Annotated in this window: 10 protein-coding genes; 4 read left to right on the top strand and 6 right to left on the bottom strand. The window is 71.8% G+C overall.

Annotation, left to right across the window (positions count from 1 at the left end; all coding sequences use genetic code 11):
- Window position 1 precedes the first annotated feature (1 nt).
- From ABIC29_RS07250 to ABIC29_RS07230, 5 genes are all read right to left on the bottom strand, one after another.
- Window positions 2-1,798 carry an alkaline phosphatase family protein gene (locus ABIC29_RS07250; protein WP_116081517.1) on the bottom strand — a complete coding sequence of 599 codons (1,797 nt, stop codon included), beginning with the start codon at window positions 1,796-1,798 and terminating at the stop codon, window positions 2-4.
- Window positions 1,799-1,862: 64 nt separating this feature from the next.
- A complete protein-coding gene (ligA, locus tag ABIC29_RS07245) occupies window positions 1,863-4,214 on the bottom strand; it encodes an NAD-dependent DNA ligase LigA (protein ID WP_354243954.1) in 2,352 nt (783 codons plus the stop codon).
- Window positions 4,215-4,612: 398 nt separating this feature from the next.
- Window positions 4,613-5,488 (bottom strand): hypothetical protein, encoded by an 876-nt coding sequence (locus tag ABIC29_RS07240; RefSeq protein WP_147309161.1) that lies wholly within the window; start codon window positions 5,486-5,488, stop codon window positions 4,613-4,615.
- Window positions 5,489-5,672: 184 nt separating this feature from the next.
- Complete coding sequence (gene mnmA, locus ABIC29_RS07235; RefSeq protein ID WP_354243951.1) at window positions 5,673-6,794, bottom strand: tRNA 2-thiouridine(34) synthase MnmA; 1,122 nt, start codon at window positions 6,792-6,794, stop codon at window positions 5,673-5,675.
- Between the two features lie 94 nt (window positions 6,795-6,888).
- The gene (locus ABIC29_RS07230) at window positions 6,889-8,127 is read right to left on the bottom strand and encodes a cysteine desulfurase family protein (RefSeq protein ID WP_116081514.1); all 1,239 of its coding nucleotides are present in this window, start codon (window positions 8,125-8,127) and stop codon (window positions 6,889-6,891) included.
- 38 nt (window positions 8,128-8,165) lie between these two features.
- Between ABIC29_RS07230 and glgX the strand changes: the two genes are divergently transcribed.
- Both glgX and ybaK read left to right on the top strand, forming a co-directional pair.
- Window positions 8,166-10,346 (top strand): glycogen debranching protein GlgX, encoded by a 2,181-nt coding sequence (gene glgX, locus ABIC29_RS07225; protein WP_116081513.1) that lies wholly within the window; start codon window positions 8,166-8,168, stop codon window positions 10,344-10,346.
- Window positions 10,346-10,843 carry a Cys-tRNA(Pro) deacylase gene (gene ybaK / locus ABIC29_RS07220; RefSeq protein ID WP_354243947.1) on the top strand — a complete coding sequence of 166 codons (498 nt, stop codon included), beginning with the start codon at window positions 10,346-10,348 and terminating at the stop codon, window positions 10,841-10,843. Before glgX ends, ybaK begins: the two co-directional genes overlap by 1 nt.
- A gap of 44 nt (window positions 10,844-10,887) precedes the next feature.
- Here the strand turns inward: ybaK and glgP are convergent, their stop codons facing one another.
- Window positions 10,888-13,461 (bottom strand): alpha-glucan family phosphorylase, encoded by a 2,574-nt coding sequence (gene glgP / locus ABIC29_RS07215; RefSeq protein WP_116081511.1) that lies wholly within the window; start codon window positions 13,459-13,461, stop codon window positions 10,888-10,890.
- An 82-nt stretch (window positions 13,462-13,543) separates the two neighbouring features.
- Here glgP and ABIC29_RS07210 point away from each other — a divergent pair, with 82 nt between their 5' ends.
- A complete protein-coding gene (locus ABIC29_RS07210) occupies window positions 13,544-15,565 on the top strand; it encodes a maltotransferase domain-containing protein (protein WP_354243944.1) in 2,022 nt (673 codons plus the stop codon).
- Entirely contained in the window at window positions 15,558-17,768 is a 2,211-nt protein-coding gene (gene glgB, locus ABIC29_RS07205) for a 1,4-alpha-glucan branching protein GlgB (RefSeq protein WP_354243941.1), read from the top strand. Before ABIC29_RS07210 ends, glgB begins: the two co-directional genes overlap by 8 nt.
- Window positions 17,769-17,792 lie beyond the last annotated feature (24 nt).

Below are 17,792 nucleotides of genomic sequence, written 5' to 3'. Positions count from 1 at the left end.
CCTACCCCTGCACTCCGAAGAGGCCGTCGCCGTACTTGTGCAGCAGCCGGTACGCGTCGGCGTAGGTCTCGGGCTCCGGCTCGTCGGTCCGCCCGAATCGCGCCAGCAGCATGCCGAGCAGGCCGCGCGCCGGCGGACTCAGCGGCTTGTCCTTGTGCGCGTGAGCCGGGTGCGGCGCCGTGGCCTGCGGGTTCGGCGGGAGGAACTGCGGCGTCGTCGAGGGCCATGTCGACGGATGCCGCGGCGCGTCGAGGTTGACGGCGTTGAAGAGGTTGTTCGCCCCGGCGTCGCGACGCGTCAACGGCTTCAGGCCGTGCAGGCGCGAGAGCGTGGCGATCACCGAACCATGATGCATCTCGTCGTGGACGACGGTGCCCGCCCGCGTGTAGGCGGACACCGCGATGGCCGGCACGCGGCATCCGAGCCGGTCGAAGGTGAAGCCCATCTCACCGGGCTCCTCGTCTTCATGCGGCGGCGTGGCGGCCGGCGGCGGCACGTGGTCGTACGTGCCGCCGTGCTCGTCGAAGGTGATGAGCAGCAGCGTGTTGAGCGCGTTCGACCCGCTCCGGCTCGCACTCGTCTTCACGGCCTCGTAGATGCGATGGATGAGCAACTCGCCGGCACGGACGTCGGAGACCGCGCTGTCGATGATCTCGGTGCCGTCGAGGTCGGACGCTCGGAGCTTGCCGAACGGCGGGTGGAAGTCGTTGTGGTTGTAGACCATGCGCGGCTCGATGAACGCGTATGCGGGGAGCTTTCCGGTGCGGACGTCGTCGTAGAACCGGTCCATGGTCGCGAAGCGTTCGGTGCGCCAGTACCGCTCGAGCACCGGGGCGTGCAGCACGCCGGTGAACGAGACGAGCTGGAGTTCGTCGAAGTAGATGCGCCAGCTCAGACCCGCCTCCTCGAGCCGGTTGAAGACGGTCGGGGTGGGGTCGGCGTCGATCCACTTGTCGTAGCCGCCGTCGTGCTTGTTCGTCACGAAGCCGTGCGACGTCGACGCGTGGAAGAACGAGCGGTTGCAGAACGTCTGCGACGGGACTGCGCAGTGCCAGGCGTCGTACACGGCGAAGTTGCTGGCGAGGGTCGAGAGCACCGGGAGCATCTCGGGCGAGAACGACCCCATGATCTGGTTGGCCTCCTCTGGCGTTGGCAGCTTGCCCTTCTTCAGCCGCTCGTAGTTGACGACGTAGTCGTCGAGGAAGCCCGTCATCGTCGGCTTCTCGCCGGGTTTCGGGGCGTTGTAGGGCGCAGCCATGTCGCCGACCTCGACGTCGGAGTTGGACGACGGGTCGACGATGCCGAAGAGCTGCGTGTTCACGTGCGGATACTCCTCGCCCGGATCGGGGTTGGGCCTGCCCATGATCTCGTCGGTCGTGCCCTCGTAGACGTGCGCTGGGACCTCGGCCCCGTCGAGTCCCTTGTTGGAGTAGGTGCCGAAGGCGAGTCCGTCGAAGCTCTGTCCATCGGGCAGGTCGTCGGGGGTGTACAGCCAGCCGAGCAGGTTGTCGAAGGAGCGGTTCTCGCCCATGACGACGACGAGGTGGTCGAACCCGGCCTGCTCGCGCGGGGTCAGCGCGGCGAACTCGTCGGACCCTTCGGCGAAGCCGCGGGCGTGACCGACGGCGAGCCCCGCGGACGCCCCGGCGCCGGCGCCGACGACGGCCCCCGCAGCCGCCGCGCCGCCGAGCTTCAGGAAGTCCCGACGCGATGCGCCATCGGACGTGGGCGCCGCCGTGGGCTCTGCCGCGTCGCCCGGTCCGGGCGTTCCGGCGCTCGGTCGCGTCTCTTCGGTCATGTCCTCCCCCGTCTGCCGTTCCGTCACGACTGCGGCCCCTCCTGCCCGGTCGTCGACCTGCGCGTCACTCGTCGAGCGCGGCGGGCCCCTGTGTCACGAGTATGGCGAACTGCGCGGCATTCAGCACCCGGAGCCCGAGTTCTTCGGCCTTCGCGAGCTTCGAGCCCGCTCCGGGGCCGGCCGCGACGAAATCGGTCTTCTTGGAGACGCTCGACGCTGCCTTGCCCCCCGCGTTGATGATCGCCTCCTGGGCGCCCTCACGGGTGAACCCCTCGAGCGACCCGGTCGCGACGACCGTGAGGCCGGCGAGCACGCCGTCGGCTTGCGCGGCGGCGCCCGGCCCGGGATGCCCCGGCGTGGCGAACTGCACGCCGGCCGCGGTCCACCGGTCGACGATCTCGCGATGCCAGTCGACCTCGAACCACTCGAGGAGCGAGTCGGCTATGATGCCGCCGACCCCGTCGACCTCGGCCAGCTCGTCGCGCGTCGCCGCGCGGATCTTCTCGAGCGAGCCGAACCAGTCGGCGAGCGCCCTGGCGGCGACGGGGCCGACATGGCGGATGTTCAGCGAGACGACGAGGCGCCACAGCGGCTTCGTCTTCGCCTTGTCGAGTTCGGCGAGGAGCTTGGTCGCCGCCTCGGACGGACCGACCTCGCGGTGGTCCTTCCTCACGCCGGCGGAGCGGCGCTCGGCGGGCGTCATCGTCTCGCTGCCGGGCGGGTAGGTGATGCGAACCTTCTGGAAGGGCGCGCGCTTGACCGGTTCGCCGGTCGCGTCGTCGAGCTTGGGCTCGCCGGTCTCCGCGTCGCGCACGACGACCTCGATGGGCACCAGCTCGTCGAGCGTGAGGTCGAAGAGTCGCGCCTCGGTCGCGAGCGGCGGGTCGGCCGGGAACGACGGCTGGGTGAGGGCTGCTGCGGTGACCTCGCCGAGCGCCTCGATGTCGAGACCCCCGCGTGATCCGATGTGCTCGACGCGTCCGCGCACCTGCGCCGAGCAGGACTTCGCATTCGGGCAGCGCAGGTCGATGTCGCCCTCCTTCATGGCCCGGAGCGGGGTGCCGCATTCGGGGCAGAGCTCCGGCATGTGCCACTCGACCTCGGTGCCGTCGCGCAGCTGCTCGACCGCGCCGAGGATCTCGGGGATCACGTCGCCGGCCTTGCGCAGCACGACCGTGTCGCCGATGAGCACGCCCTTCGCCCGCACGACCTGCTGGTTGTGCAGCGTGGCCTGCCGCACCGTGCTGCCGGCCACCTTGACGGGCTCCATGACCGCGTAGGGGGTCGCACGGCCCGTGCGCCCGACGCCGACCACGATGTCGAGCAGCTTGGTGTGCACCTCTTCGGGCGGGTACTTGTAGGCGATCGCCCAGCGCGGGGCGCGGCTCGTCGCCCCGAGCTCGTCGTGCAGCTCGAGCTCGTCGATCTTCACGACGATGCCGTCGATCTCGTGCTCGACGTCGTGCCGGTGCTCGCCTCGATCGGCGATGTAGTCGGCGACCTCGTCGACACTGCCGAAGACGCGAGAGTGCGGCGACACCGGCAGCCCCCATGAGGCGAGCAGGCCGTAGATCTCGGACTGGGCCGCCACGTCGGGGTGCGCCCACGCGCCGATGCCGTGCAGGTAGAGCGAGAGCCGCCCGAGGCGCTCGCGCATGAGCACGAGGTCGGTCTCGCTCTTGTTCTCGCGCCGCTGGCGGAGACTGCCGGCCGCGGTGTTGCGGGCGTTCGCGAACTCGGCGTACCGGGCGGGGATCGCGTCGGCCGGGCGCCCCCGCGCGACCCACTCGGTCTCGAACGCCGCCTGGAGCTCGTGCTGCCGCTCGTTGAGCGCCTCGAAATCGGTCGTTCGCAGGAACACCTCGCCACGCACCTCGAAGAAGTCGGGGTAGCCGGAGCCCTCGAGCCGACGCGGGATCACCGGGATCAGGTCGACGTTCTCGGTGATGTCCTCGCCGACGCGCCCGTCGCCGCGGGTGGTCGCGGTCTCGAGCACACCGCCGCGGTAGGCCAGGCTGATCGCCAGCCCGTCGATCTTGAGCTCGCTGAGCCATTGCACCCGACGCCCGGCCGCGGCCTCGGCCTTCGCGGCCCATTCGCGGAACTCCTCGATCGAGAAGACGTTGTCGAGGCTGAGCATGCGTTCGGCGTGCTCGTGCTCGGGGAACCCGGCCGTGACGATGGCCGCGCCCACCTGCTGCGTCGGGCTGTCTTGCCCCGCGAGCTCGGGGAACGCGCGCTCGAGCGCCTCGAGCCGGTGGAAGTCGGCGTCGTACTCGGCATCGGAGAGCGGCGAATCGCCGTCGCCGTAGTAGGCGAGCCGCGCGCCCTCGATGCGCGCGGTGAGCGCATCGGCTTCGGCACGGGCCGTCGCGAAGTCGGTGGGCACGTCGGTCTCGGCGGGGGTCTCGCTCACAGCATCATCCTATGAGCGACCTCCGACGCGGGCCGTGATCCGACGCCGCCGGGTCGGCGGCCGTGCCACCGTGCTCCACGCGGGCGGATGCCGCGGCGGACCGTTCGACCGTCGGCGTCAGGTCGCGTCCCAGAGGGCCTGGTAGTAGGCGATGCGCTCGGGGTCGGACGAGACGCCGTACGCCTCGAAGTAGACGGGCTCGAGCCCCTCGCCGAAGTTCCACTCGAGGCTCCACCCGGAACGTCAGCCCGCCCACGGTGTTGCACCAGACGGGCGTGATCGGCGCGCCGGCGGCGAAGCGCGCGACCGGCTGCGGCGCCTCCGTCTCCACGCCGGGCGCACCGGCGAGCTCGCGCGTCACGCGAGCTCGCCGGAGTGCGGATGGTCGATCGTGCCGATCAGCCCTCCTCGGCGAAGCCGGCGCGGTCCACGCGGCGGTGGTAGCGGGTGCCCGACATGCCGCCGAGCAGGGCGCCGGCGAGGCTCGAGACGAGCACGATCGCCGCGATCACGAGCCCGGCGACCGTGAACTCCTCGGGGCTCATCTGGATGCGGGGGTAGAGGTTCGCGTTGGCGAGCACGTCGACCTGGCTGCCGATGATGACGCTCACGAGCGACACGACGATCGCGATCACGAGCGCCCAGACCCAGACCGCGAGCCCCTGCACGGCGCCGTTGAACCGCGCCATGCGCGCCGCCACGTACCCGCCGCACCAGTACGACGCGAGGAGGATCGCGGCGAGCACCGCCACGGCGACCCAGCCGACGTTCTCCGAGGGGACGCCCGTGAGCACGGCCGCCCGGCCCGTCGTGTCGATGCCGAGGGCGGTGCTCGCTCCGGCGACGGTTCCGGTCAGGATCGCCGCGGTGCCGGTCGCGGTCAGCCAGCCGAACAGCGCGGAGCCGAGCTTCACACCGCCGAAGGCCTCCCGCTGGCGGGCGACCACGGCGCGCCGGGCCGCAGCGCCGTAGGGCGCGGCGGCATCGTGCGCGTCGGCCGCGGAGGAGCCGGATGCCCGCGCATCACGGTCGTCGACGGAGCCCGCACCGGCGGTGCCGACGTCGCGGGTGTCGGCGTTCGCACGCGTCTCGACGGCCGGGTACGCGACGGTCTCCTGCTGGTCGGCGCTGCGGTCGGCGGTCCGGTCTGCGGTGCGCGCGTCGGTCGGGCGCTCCTCGATCACGGTGGTCGCCGGTGCGACGGGTGCGTGCGGTGCGGTGGCGGGTGCGGGGTGCGTGGCGCTTCGTTCTTCGGGAACTCGGGGGGTGGTCACGTCGTCCTCCTCGGGGTGCGCCGCTCGGTCGAGCGGCGTCCGATGAATCTAGTGAAGCCGCAGGCGCCACTGCTGGGCCTTGACACCGGGCCCGGTCGACGGCTATCCGACGCGAACGCGCAGCTCGGTCTGCAGGCACCCGAACGCGGGCCGGCGGATGCCGGGCCAGGTGAACGGCGGGCGGCTACGCCTCGACGGGTACCGCGCTGACCGTGCGGTCGATCGTGAACTGGCCGAGCACGCGCGTGCCGACGTAGATCACCGCGGTCTGCCCGGGTGCGACGCCGTCGAGCGGGATTTCGGGCGTGACGACGAGTTCGGGCGTGCTCTCGGAGTCGGGGACGACCTGCGCGACGGCCGGCACGGGATCGGCGTGCGCGCGGATCTGCACCTCGCACGCGAACTCGATCGACGGGTCCGCGGGGGCGAGCCCGGCCCACGTGAAGCGTGAGCCGGCGATGAGCGCGGTCGCGAGCGCCTCCTTCGGGCCGACGACGACGGTGTTCTCCTTCGGGCGCACCTCGAGCACGAAGCGCGGCTTGCCGTCGGCCGCGGGGGTGCCGAGCCGCATGCCCCGGCGCTGGCCCACCGTGTAGGCGTGCGCGCCCTCGTGGGTGCCGACCACGGCGCCCGTGCGGTCGACGATGTCGCCCGTGGCGGTGCCGACGCGCTCGGCGAGCCAGCCCTTCGTGTCGCCGTCGGGGATGAAGCAGATGTCGTACGAGTCGGGCTTCTGCGCGACGCTCAGCCCGCGTTCGGCGGCCTCGGCGCGCACGAGCGCCTTCGTGGGCGTGTCGCCCAGCGGGAAGTAGGCGTGTGCGAGCTGCTCGGCGGTGAGCACGCCGAGCACGTAGCTCTGGTCCTTCGCCTCGGCGCTGGCACGGTGCAGCTCGCGGTTGCCCGCGGCATCCGTCGTGATCTTCGCGTAGTGGCCCGTGGCGACCGCGTCGAACCCGAGGGCGAGCGCCTTCTCGAGCAGCGCGGCGAACTTGATGCGCTCGTTGCAGCGCATGCACGGATTGGGCGTGCGACCGGCAGAGTACTCGGCCACGAAGTCGTCGACGACGTCGGCCTTGAAGCGCTCCGAGAAGTCCCACACGTAGTACGGGATGCCGAGCACGTTCGCGGCCCGCTGCGCGTCCATCGAGTCCTCGATGGTGCAGCAGCCGCGGCTGCCCGTGCGCAGGGTGCCGGGCATGCGGCTGAGCGCCAGGTGCACGCCGACGACCTCGTGCCCCGCCTCGACGGCGCGCGCGGCTGCGACGGCGCTGTCGACGCCACCGCTCATCGCTGCAAGAACCTTCACCACTCCAGTGTAGGCAGGCGCCCCTGAGCGGATGCCGCGTGGCGGGCGTCGGGGCGGCGCCGGCCGCGGCAGGCGGGTGGGCGTTGCGCGCGGCTCAGCGGTCGAACGACGTGGCGCGCGCCGCGAGCCCGGCCTTCGCGGCCTGCGCGTGCGCGGCGGGCAGCGCGGCGAGGAAGGCGTCGACGTCGGCGTCGGTCGAGTCGTGGCCGAGCGTGATGCGCAGCGCGCCGCGCGCATCGGCCTCGGTGCGCCCCATGGCCATGAGCACGTGCGAGGGCTCCGGAACGCCGGCCTGGCACGCCGAACCGGTCGACACGGCGACCCCCGCCGCGTCGAGCAGGAACAGCAGCGAGTCGCCCTCGCATCCGTCGAACGAGAGGTGCACGTTGCCGGGCAGCCGGCCCTCGGCCGCGCGATCGCCCGAGAGGTGCACGCCGGGCACTGCGGCGAGCGCGCCCGAGATGAGCCGGTCGCGGAGGACGGCCATGCGTGCCGCGTCCTCGCCGAGGGATGCCTGCACGGCCTCGGCTGCGGCGGCGAACCCCGCGGCCGCGGCGACGTCCTGCGTGCCGGAGCGCACCTTGCGCTGCTGGCCTCCGCCGTGGATGAGCGGTTCGAGCGCGGCCGACCGGTCGAGCACGAGCGCGCCGATGCCGGTGGGTCCGCCGATCTTGTGCGCCGAGACGCTGAGCGCGACGAGCCCGGCGCCCCGCGGCGCGTGCGTGTCCCGGCGGAGGCCGCGCACGTCGATGGGCACCTGTCCGTACGCGGACACCGCGTCCACGTGCAGCGGGACGCCCGCGGCGGCCGTCAGGCGCGCGACCTCGGCGACGGGCTGGATCGTGCCGACCTCGTTGTTGGCCCAGAGCATCGTGACGAGGGCGACGGATGCCGCATGCTCGTCGAGCAGCTGCTCGAGCACGTCGAGCCGCAGCCGTCCGACCTCGTCGAGCGGCACCTCGTCGACGACGGCCCCCTCGTGGGTCGCCAGCCACTCGACCGTGTCGACGGTGGCGTGGTGCTCGCCCGCGGGGACCAGGATGCGGCGCCGCGCGCCCGATCCGTCGGGCGCGGATGTCTGCCGGCTCCACCAGAGGCCCTTGATCGCGAGGTTGACGGCCTCGGTGCCGTTGCCGGTGAAGACGACCTCGATGCCGTCGACGCCGAGGGTCGCGGCGATGCGCTCGCGGGACTCCTCGAGGACGCGCTTCGCCTGCTGGCCGGCGCTGTGAATCGAGGCGGGATTGCCGACCAGCCGCATCGCGTCGACCATGGCCTCGATCGCCTCGGGCCGCATTGGCGTGGTGGCCGCGTGGTCGAGGTAGACCGCCATGCGCCCTCCGTCCCTCGTGTGGATCTACTCTAGAACGCATGTCTGAGAGCGATCCCCTGCACGACCTCGGCGTTCGCACGGGCCCCGACGGCGGCAGCGTCCGCGTGTGGTCGGCGAATGCGACCGCGATCGAGCTCGAGGTCTTCGATCGAGCCGACGCCGGCTGGGCGACCGACCGCGTCGACCTCGTGCGCGACGAGCACGGCGTCTGGCAGGGCGCCTCGGCGGCGCTCGTGCACGGCGCGCGCTACGGGTTCCGGGTCGACGGTCCATCGGGCGTCGAGCACGCGTTCAACGCGGCGCAGACGTTGCTCGACCCGTACGCCAGGGGCCTCGCGGCCGTGGGCGGCGGCTCGTGGCACGGCGTCGCGCTCGACCCGCTGACGGGTGCGGGCTCGGGCACGGGCGGCGACGGGTCCGGCGCCTCCGACGCCTTCGACTGGGGCGGTGCCGCGAAGCCGCGGGTGCCGCTCGACCACACGGTCGTCTACGAGGCGCACGTGCGCGGGTTCTCGAAGCTGAATCCGGCCGTGCCCGAGGCCCTTCGGGGAACCTACGCGGGCCTCGGCCACGACGCCTCGATCGAGTACCTCACGGGGCTCGGCGTGACGACGGTCGAGCTGCTGCCCGTGCAGGCCTTCCTGTCGGAGCACCGGCTGAAGCGCCAGGGCCGCACGAACTACTGGGGCTACAACACGCTCGGCTTCTTCTCGCCGCACGCGCCGTACGCCACGGCCGCCGCGCGCGCCGAGGGCGCTGGCGCCGTGCGACGCGAGTTCGCCGACATGGTGCGCCGCCTGCACGACGCGGGCCTCGAGGTCCTGCTCGACGTCGTCTACAACCACACCGCCGAAGAGGGCCGGGAGGGGCCGACCTACTCGTTCCGCGGCATCGACAACGCCGCGTACTACCGACACGATGCGCACGGCCGCTACGTCGACACGACCGGATGCGGCAACACGCTCGACTTCGGCCGCGACGAGCCGCAACGGCTCGTGCTCGACTCGATGCGCTACTTCGCCGACGAGCTCCAGGTCGACGGCTTCCGCCTCGACCTCGCCGCGACCCTCGGCCGCGACGACCACGGCGCGTACACGCCGGACCACCCGCTGCTCCAGGCGATGCTCGCCGACCCCGTGCTCGGCGCCTCGAAGCTCATCGCCGAACCGTGGGACGTCGGCCCCGGCGGCTGGCAGACCGGCAACTTCCCGCGGGGGTTCATCGAGTGGAACGACCGCTACCGCGACCGCATGCGGGACTTCTGGCTCGGCGACCTGCGCCGCGAACGCGAGACCGGCGACGCCGGCAGCGGCATCGGCCGCTTCGCCACGCGCCTCGCCGGCTCCTCGAACACCTTCAGCCTCGAGCGGGGGCCGCTCGCCAGCCTCAACTTCATCACCGCGCACGACGGGTTCACGCTCGCCGACCTCACCGCGTACGACGTCAAGCACAACCTCGGCAACGGCGAGCAGAACCGCGACGGCACCGACGGCAACAACTCCTACAACCACGGCGTCGAGGGCGAGACCGACGACGTCGAGGTGCTCGCAGCGCGTCGGCGCAGCATCCGGAACCTCCTCGGCACGCTGCTGCTCTCGGCCGGCGTGCCGATGCTCACCGCGGGCGACGAGTACGGGCGCTCGCAGCGCGGCAACAACAACGCGTACTGCCAGGACTCCGACCTGACGTGGCTGTCGTGGAGCGCCGACGACCGCGACGCCGGGCTCGAGGCAACGTCCCGCCGGCTCGTGCACCTGCGGCGCGACAACCCCGCCATCCGTCCCGTGCGCTTCGGCGTCTTCGGGGAGGCCACGCCGAGCGCGTCGCAGATGGACTGGTACAACGCCGACGGCGAGACCATGACCATCGACGACTGGAACGACCCCGCCGAGCGCACCCTGCAGTACCTCGCGGCCTCGACGCCTGAGGTCGAGGAGTTCAACCGCATCCTGCTCGTGGTGCACGCGCACGAGACGCCGACCGAGGTGGTGCTGCCCGAGCACGACGGCGTCACGGGCTACATGCTGCTCTGGGACTCCTCCGACGAGCATCCGGTGACGGAGTCGAGCGAGCACCTCCCGGGCGAGCGCGTCGGCGTTCCGCCTCAGTCGATGCTGCTCTACCGGGCGCTGGGCGAGGCCTCGAGCCCGACGGCCCATGGTGCCGTCCCCGCCGCGGCGCCCGGCGACGCGCACGAGGCGATCACCGGTCGCATCTGATGGCCAGGCGGTCGGATGCCGCGGCGGGCACGCCCGCGACGCTCGCGTTGACCAGGGCGGGCGTCGCCTTCCGGGCGCACACGTACGAGCACGACCCCCGCGCCGCCGCCTACGGGCTCGAGGCCGCCGAGAAGCTCGGCCTCGACCCCGACCTGGTGTTCAAGACACTGCTCGCGACGGTCGACGGCTCGCTCGGCGTCGCCATCGTGCCCGTCGCGATGCAGCTCGACCTGAAGGCGTTCGCGCAGGCGCTCGGCGGCAAGCGCGCCGAGATGGCCGATCCAGCCCTCGCGGAGCGCAAGACCGGGTACGTCGTCGGCGGCATCAGCCCCATCGGGCAGAAGACGCCGCTGCCGACCGTGCTCGACGAGTCGGCGATCCTCTGCGAGCACGTCTACGTGTCGGGCGGCCGCCGCGGACTCGACCTCGAACTCGCGCCCGACGACCTCCTCGCCGTCACCGCAGGCCGCTACGCGCCCATCGCCAGGGCGCGCTGACGACGCACCGCCGGCCGCCACCCGGCGACGGCGACGCACCGCCCTCACTCGGCGACGGCGACGAGCCCCAGTTCCGCCGGCGAGGCGAGCAGCGCGTGCCGCGGCACGACGCGCACGGTGTAGCCGAACGATCCGGCACGGTCGAGCACGATCGTGCCGGTGTACAGCTGCGGACCGGCAGCGGTGGCCCCGGCATCCGTTCCCGAGACCGCGGGCGTCAGCGGCGTGCGCACGGCGTGCTCGATGCGCTCGTCGGAGCGGCTGCGCCCGTGCACGGCCTCGACCGCGACGTCGTCGGCCGCGAGCCCGCCGAGATCGACGTGCGCGCGCAGCTGCAGTTCGTCGCCGACGTGCGGCGCATCGACCCCGCCCGACTCGACATGCCTGACCTGCACGCGCGGCCACGCCTCGCGCACCCGATCGCGATACGCGGCGAGTTCCTTCGCCCCGCGGTCGTTGTCGGCGGCGACCCGCTCGGCCTGCTCGGCGGCAGGGCGGTAGAGCTCCTCGACGTACTGCTTGACCATGCGATCGGCGCCGAGCTCGGGGGCGAGGGCGGTGAGCGTGGTGCGCACGCGGCGCACCCACTCCACGGGCACCCCATCGTGGTCGCGCTCGTAGTAGCGGGTCGCGACGCGATGCTCGAGCAGTTCGTAGAGGGATGCCGCCTCGAGCGCGTCGCGTTCGCCTGCGTCGCCCGCGGCATCCGCCGACGGGATCACCCAGCCGTAGTCCTCGCCCTCGTACTCGGCCCACCAGCCGTCGAGGATCGACAGGTTCAGCGCCCCGTTCATGGCGGCCTTCATGCCCGAGGTGCCGCACGCCTCGAGCGGGCGCAGCGGGTTGTTCAGCCACACGTCGCAGCCGGGATACAGCAGCTCGGCCATGCCCATGTCGTAGTCGGGCAGGAACACGATGCGCTCGCGGAGCTCGGGCTGCGCGGCGAACTGCACGAGCTTCTGGATGAGGCGCTTGCCCTCGTCGTCGGCGGGATGCGACTTGCCGGCGATCACGAACTGCACGGGGCGGTCGGGGTTCGTGAGGATCGACTTCAGCCGCTCGGGGTCCTGCAGCATGAGGGTCAGCCGCTTGTACGTCGGCACGCGCCGCGCGAACCCGACCGTGAGCGTGTCGGGGTCGAGCACGCGGCCGACCCACCTGGGCGGCTGGGCGCCGGCGTGCTGCTCGCTCCACGCCGTCGCGAGGCGACGCCGCGCATCCTCGACGAGCTGCAGCCGCATGCTGCGCTTGACGCCCCAGAACTCAGCGTCGGAGATGGCGTCGCTGCGCCAGTCGGCGTGCTCGGTGTCACCGGTGCCGAGGTTCGACTCGGCGAGCGCGAGGAGTGCGGGGTCGGTCCAGGTCGGCGCGTGCACGCCGTTCGTGATCGACGTGATCGGCACCTCCTCCGTGTCGAACCCGGGCCACAGGTCGCCGAACATGCGCCGGCTCACCTCGCCGTGCAGCTTCGAGACGCCGTTCGCGTGCTGCGCGAGACGGAGGCCCATGACGGCCATGTTGAAGGCGCTCGTCGCCGGGTCGGCCCCCGGCTCGACGCCGAGGGCGATCGCGTCGGCCAGCTCGACGCCGGGCAGCAGCGAAGACGTGAGGTAGCGCTCGACGAGGCCGCGGTCGAAGCGGTCGATGCCGGCGGGAACCGGCGTGTGCGTCGTGAACACGGTGCCCGCGCGGACGACCTGCAGGGCCTCGGCGAACGAGAGGCCCTCGCCGATGTGCGTCGAGATGCGCTCGAGCCCGAGGAAGCCCGCGTGACCCTCGTTCATGTGGAAGACGTCGGGAGCCGGGCGGGACGCGAGTTCGGTGTACAGCTTCACGGCCCGGGCGCCGCCGACGCCGAGGAGCAGCTCCTGCAGCAGTCGGTGCTCGCCGCCGCCGCCGTAGAGGCGGTCGGTCACCGAGCGCAGCGCGTCGGAGTTCGCGGGGATGTCGGTGTCGAGCATGAGCAGCGTGATGCGGCCGACCGCCGCGGTCCAGACGCGGGCGTGCAGCTCGGCGTCGTCGGGGAGCGCGAGCGTGACCTGCACCGGCGACCCGTCGGGGTGGCGGAGCATCGACAGCGGCAGCCCGTCGGGATCGAGCACCGGGTAGCGCTCCTGCTGCCATCCGTCGTCGGTGATCGACTGCGAGAAGTAGCCGGCCTTGTAGAACAGGCCGACGCCGATGAGCGGCACCCCGAGATCGGATGCCGCCTTCAGGTGGTCGCCCGCGAGGATGCCGAGACCGCCCGAGTACTGCGGCAACGCCGCGGTGATGCCGAACTCGGGCGAGAAGTACGCGATCGTGCGCGGCACGTCGGCGCCGAGCGACTGGAACCAGCGCGGCTGCTCCAGGTATTCGCGGAGGCCGGCCCGTTCGCGCTCGGCCCACTCGACGTAGCCTCCGTCGCGGGCGAGCTCGTCGAGCCGCTCGGGGGCGACCTCGCCGAGCAGCGTCACCGGGTCGCGGTTCGACGCGCGCCACAGCTCGGGATCGATGGCCTCGAACAATCGCCGGGTCGGCTCGTGCCACGACCAGCGCAGGTTGGCGGCCAGCTCCTCGAGTGCGGAGAGCGGGGCCGGGACGACGGCTCGGACGGTGAACTTGCGAATGGGCTTCACGGCACCAACCTACGTGCCGTGCATGTCGAATGTGTGAACGTCGGGGCGCTCGGGCGAGGCATTCCGCGCTACGGTCGTTCACGTGAGCACCCGTACCGTTCGCGCCGGTCGCATCCCCGTCACCCGGCTCTCCCCCGCCGTGCCGGATCCGCACTGGCATCCCAAGGCGTTCGACGGCGAGGTCGTGCCGTTCCGCGCGAACGTCTTCCGCGAGGGGCACGACCAGGTCGGGGCGATGCTCGTGATCACCGCGCCCTCCGGGGCCGAGCGTCGCGAGCGCATGGTGCTCACCGCACCCGGAACCGACCGGTGGGAGGCCTCGGTCCGCCTCGACGAGGTCGGCGAGTGGCGCTGGCACGTGACCGGCTTCGACGACGAGATCGGCACGTGGCGTCACGACGCCGCGCTGAAGATCGATGCGGGCGTGGATGTCGAGCTCATGTTCGAGATCGGCGCGCGCCTGCTCGACCGGGCCGTCGCCGAGAGGTCCCGGCCCGCCGCGGTGCGCAGGCGCCTGACGGCGATCACCGCCCAGCTGCGCGACCCCGAGGCATCCGTCGCCGAGCGTCGCGCGCTCGTCGACCACCCGGCACTGGCCGAGTTCGAGGTCCGCCCGCTCGCACTGCTCGCCAGCGACTCGGAGGAGCACACGATCCTCGTCGAGCGACGGCGCGCGGGCGTCGGCTCCTGGTACGAGTTCTTCCCCCGGTCCGAGGGCGCCAGGCGGCAGAGGAACGGCGTCTGGAAGTCGGGCACGTTCCGCACGGCGGTCAAGCGACTCGACGGCGTCGCGGCGATGGGCTTCGACGTGCTCTACCTGCCGCCGATCCACCCGATCGGCGTGACGAACCGCAAGGGCCCGAACAACACGCTCGACCCGGCGCCGGGCGATCCCGGCTCGCCGTGGGCGATCGGCGGCCCGCTCCCCGACGGCACCACCGGCGGACACGACGCCGTGCACCCCGACCTCGGCACCCTCGCCGACTTCCGCGCCTTCGTGCGCCGTGCGAACGCGCTCGGCATCGAGGTCGCCCTCGACCTCGCGCTGCAGGCCTCCCCCGACCACCCGTGGGTCGCCGAGCACCCCGAGTGGTTCACCGTGCTGCCCGACGGCAGCATCCGATTCGCCGAGAACCCCCCGAAGAAGTACCAGGACATCTACCCGGTCAACTTCGACCTCGATCCCGAGGGCATCTTCACCGAGGTCGAGCGCATCATCCGCCACTGGATGAAGCAGGGCGTGCGCATCTTCCGCGTCGACAACCCGCACACGAAGCCGCTCGCCTTCTGGGAGCGGATCATCGGCGCGATCAACGCGACCGACCCCGACGTCGTCTTCCTCGCCGAGGCCTTCACGCGGCCCTCGATGATGCAGGCGCTCGCGATGGTCGGATTCCAGCAGTCGTACTCCTACTTCACCTGGCGCAACACCAAGGAGGAGCTCGAGGAGTTCCTCACGAGCGTCTCGCAGGAGACCGCCGACTTCATGCGGCCGAACCTCTTCGTGAACACGCCGGACATCCTCACGGAGTACCTGCAGTTCGGCGGCCCTGCGGCCTTCACCGTGCGCGCGACGATCGCGGCGACCGCCGCGCCGAACTGGGGCGTCTACTCGGGCTTCGAGCTCTTCGAGTCGGTCGCGCGTCCCGGCGCCGAGGAGGCCATCGACAACGAGAAGTTCGAGTACAAGCCTCGTGACTTCGCCGCCGCCGAGGCCGAGGGCCGTTCGCTCGGCCTGTACCTCGGCATCCTGAACGGCATCCGATCCGCTCACCCCGCGCTCGGGCAGCTGCGCAACATCAGGTTCCACGCCAGCGACGACGACGCCGTGCTCGTGTACTCGAAGCACCTCGAGGGCCGATTCACGCCCGACGGACGCGACGACACGATCATCGTCATCGCGAACGTGGACCCGCACTCCGTGAGGGAGACCACCGTGCACCTCGATCTCGAGACCATCGGGCTGACGCCCGGCGCGCGCTTCACCGTCGAAGACCTCGTGACGGGTCATCGCTGGGAGTGGGGCGACGCGAACTACGTGCGACTCGACGCGTTCACGCGCCCGGCCCACATCCTGCACGTCGTGCGGGTGCCGAATGTCTGAGCGCGTGCCGCAGACCGGCCCGGCGGTCCCCGACGACGTGCTGCTGGCGGTCGCCGAGGGCCGCTCCGCCGACCCACACTCCGTGCTCGGCCAGCATCCCCTCCCGTCGCCTCCCGAGCGGGCGGATGCCGCGGCGCAGACGGTGATCCGCACCCGCCGTCCGCTCGCCGACGCCGTCGAGGCCGTGTTCGACGGAGCCCCCGCCCTGCCCCTGCAGCACGTCGGTCACGGCATCTGGGCCGGCGTCGCCGACGAGTCGCCCCGCGACTACCGCATCCGCGCGGTCTACGGCGAGAACGACTGGACGAGCGACGAGCCGTACCGGTTCGCCCCGAGCATCGGCGAACTCGACCTGCACCTCATCGGCGAGGGCCGGCACGAGGAGCTCTGGCGGGTGCTCGGCGCGCACCACCGGGCGCACTGGGGCGTCACCGGTTCGCTCGACGGCACGGCGTTCACCGTCTGGGCGCCGCGCGCGCGGGCCGTGCGCGTCGTCGGCGAGTTCAACCGCTGGGACGGCAGCTCGCACGCCATGCGGAGCATGGGGGCTTCCGGCGTCTGGGAGCTGTTCGTGCCCGGCATCGAGCCCGGCACGGTCTACAAGTTCGAGATCCTCACCTCCTCCGGCGAGTGGATCATGAAGGCCGACCCGATGGCGAGGCAGGCCGAGATCGCGCCCGCCACCGGCTCGATCGTGTCGACCACCGTGCACGAGTGGGGCGACGGCCAGTGGCTCTCCCGGCGGGCGCACGCCAACGCCCACGAACTGCCCATGAGCGTCTACGAGATGCACCTCGGCTCGTGGCGGCCGGGGCGCGGCTACCGCGACGTCGCCGACGAGCTGATCGAGTACCTCGGATGGCTCGGCTACACGCACGTCGAGTTCATGCCGTTGGCGGAGCATCCGTTCGGCGGCTCGTGGGGGTACCAGGTCACGGGGTACTTCGCGGCCACGAGTCGGTTCGGCTCCCCCGACGACCTCAAGTACCTCATCGACCGCCTGCACCAGGCCGGCTACGGCGTGATCATGGACTGGGTTCCCGGCCACTTCCCGAAGGACGGATGGGCGCTCGCGCGCTTCGACGGCGAGGCCCTGTACGAGCACCCCGACCCCCGACGGGGCGAGCAGAAGGACTGGGGCACCTACGTCTTCGACTTCGGCAACCCGCGCGTGCGCAACTTCCTCGTCGCCAACGCCCTGTTCTGGCTCGAGGAGATGCACGTCGACGGGCTGCGGGTCGACGCCGTCGCGTCGATGCTCTACCTCGACTACTCGCGCAACGACGGCGAATGGGAGCCGAACATCCACGGCGGGCGGGAGAACCTCGAGGCGATCGGCTTCCTCCAGGAGGCCACCGCGACGGCCTACAAGCGCAACCCCGGCATCGTCATGATCGCCGAGGAGTCGACGTCGTTCGCCGGGGTCACGGCGCCCACCTCGAGCGGCGGCCTCGGCTTCGGCTACAAGTGGAACATGGGCTGGATGCACGACACCCTGCAGTACATCGCGAAGGACCCGATGTACCGTTCGCACCACCACCACGACCTCACGTTCTCGTTCCTCTACGCGTTCAGCGAGCATTTCGTGCTGCCGATCAGCCACGACGAGGTCGTGCACGGCAAGGGGTCGTTGATCCGCAAGATGCCGGGTGACCACTGGCAGCAGCTCGCCAACGTGCGCGCCTACCTCTCGTTCATGTGGGCGCATCCAGGCAAGCAGCTGCTCTTCATGGGCCAGGAGTTCGGCCAGCTCTCCGAGTGGAGCGAGGAACGCGGCCTCGACTGGTGGATCCTCGAGCAGCCGAGCCACAAGCAGCTCGCCGAGTTCGTCGGCGCCCTGAACCGCGCCTACCGCGAGCAGCCGTCACTGTGGCAGCTCGACGACGACTCGGCCGGCTTCGAGTGGATCGAGGGTGGCGCCGCCCAGCTGAACCTCATCGCGTTCCTGCGCTACGACCGCGATCGCCGGCCGCTGCTCTGCGTCGTGAACTTCGCCGGCGTGCCGCACGAACGGGTCCGCCTCGGCCTGCCCGTCGCCGGGCGCTGGCGCGAGGTCCTGAACTCGGATGCCGCGCAGTGGGGCGGATCCGGCGTCGGCAACCTCGGCGGGGTCGACGCGACCGAGACGCCGTGGGCGGGCCGGCCGGCCTCCGCCGAGTTCACGCTGCCGCCGCTCGGCGCCGTCTGGTTCACGCTGGAGTGAACGACGAAGGCCCCGCCGTCCCGG

This window comes from Agromyces sp. PvR057, from assembly GCF_040547485.1.
Lineage (GTDB): Bacteria > Actinomycetota > Actinomycetes > Actinomycetales > Microbacteriaceae > Agromyces.
Note: the sequence above shows the minus strand (reverse complement) of the source record. Positions and strands in the feature narration are given on the sequence as shown.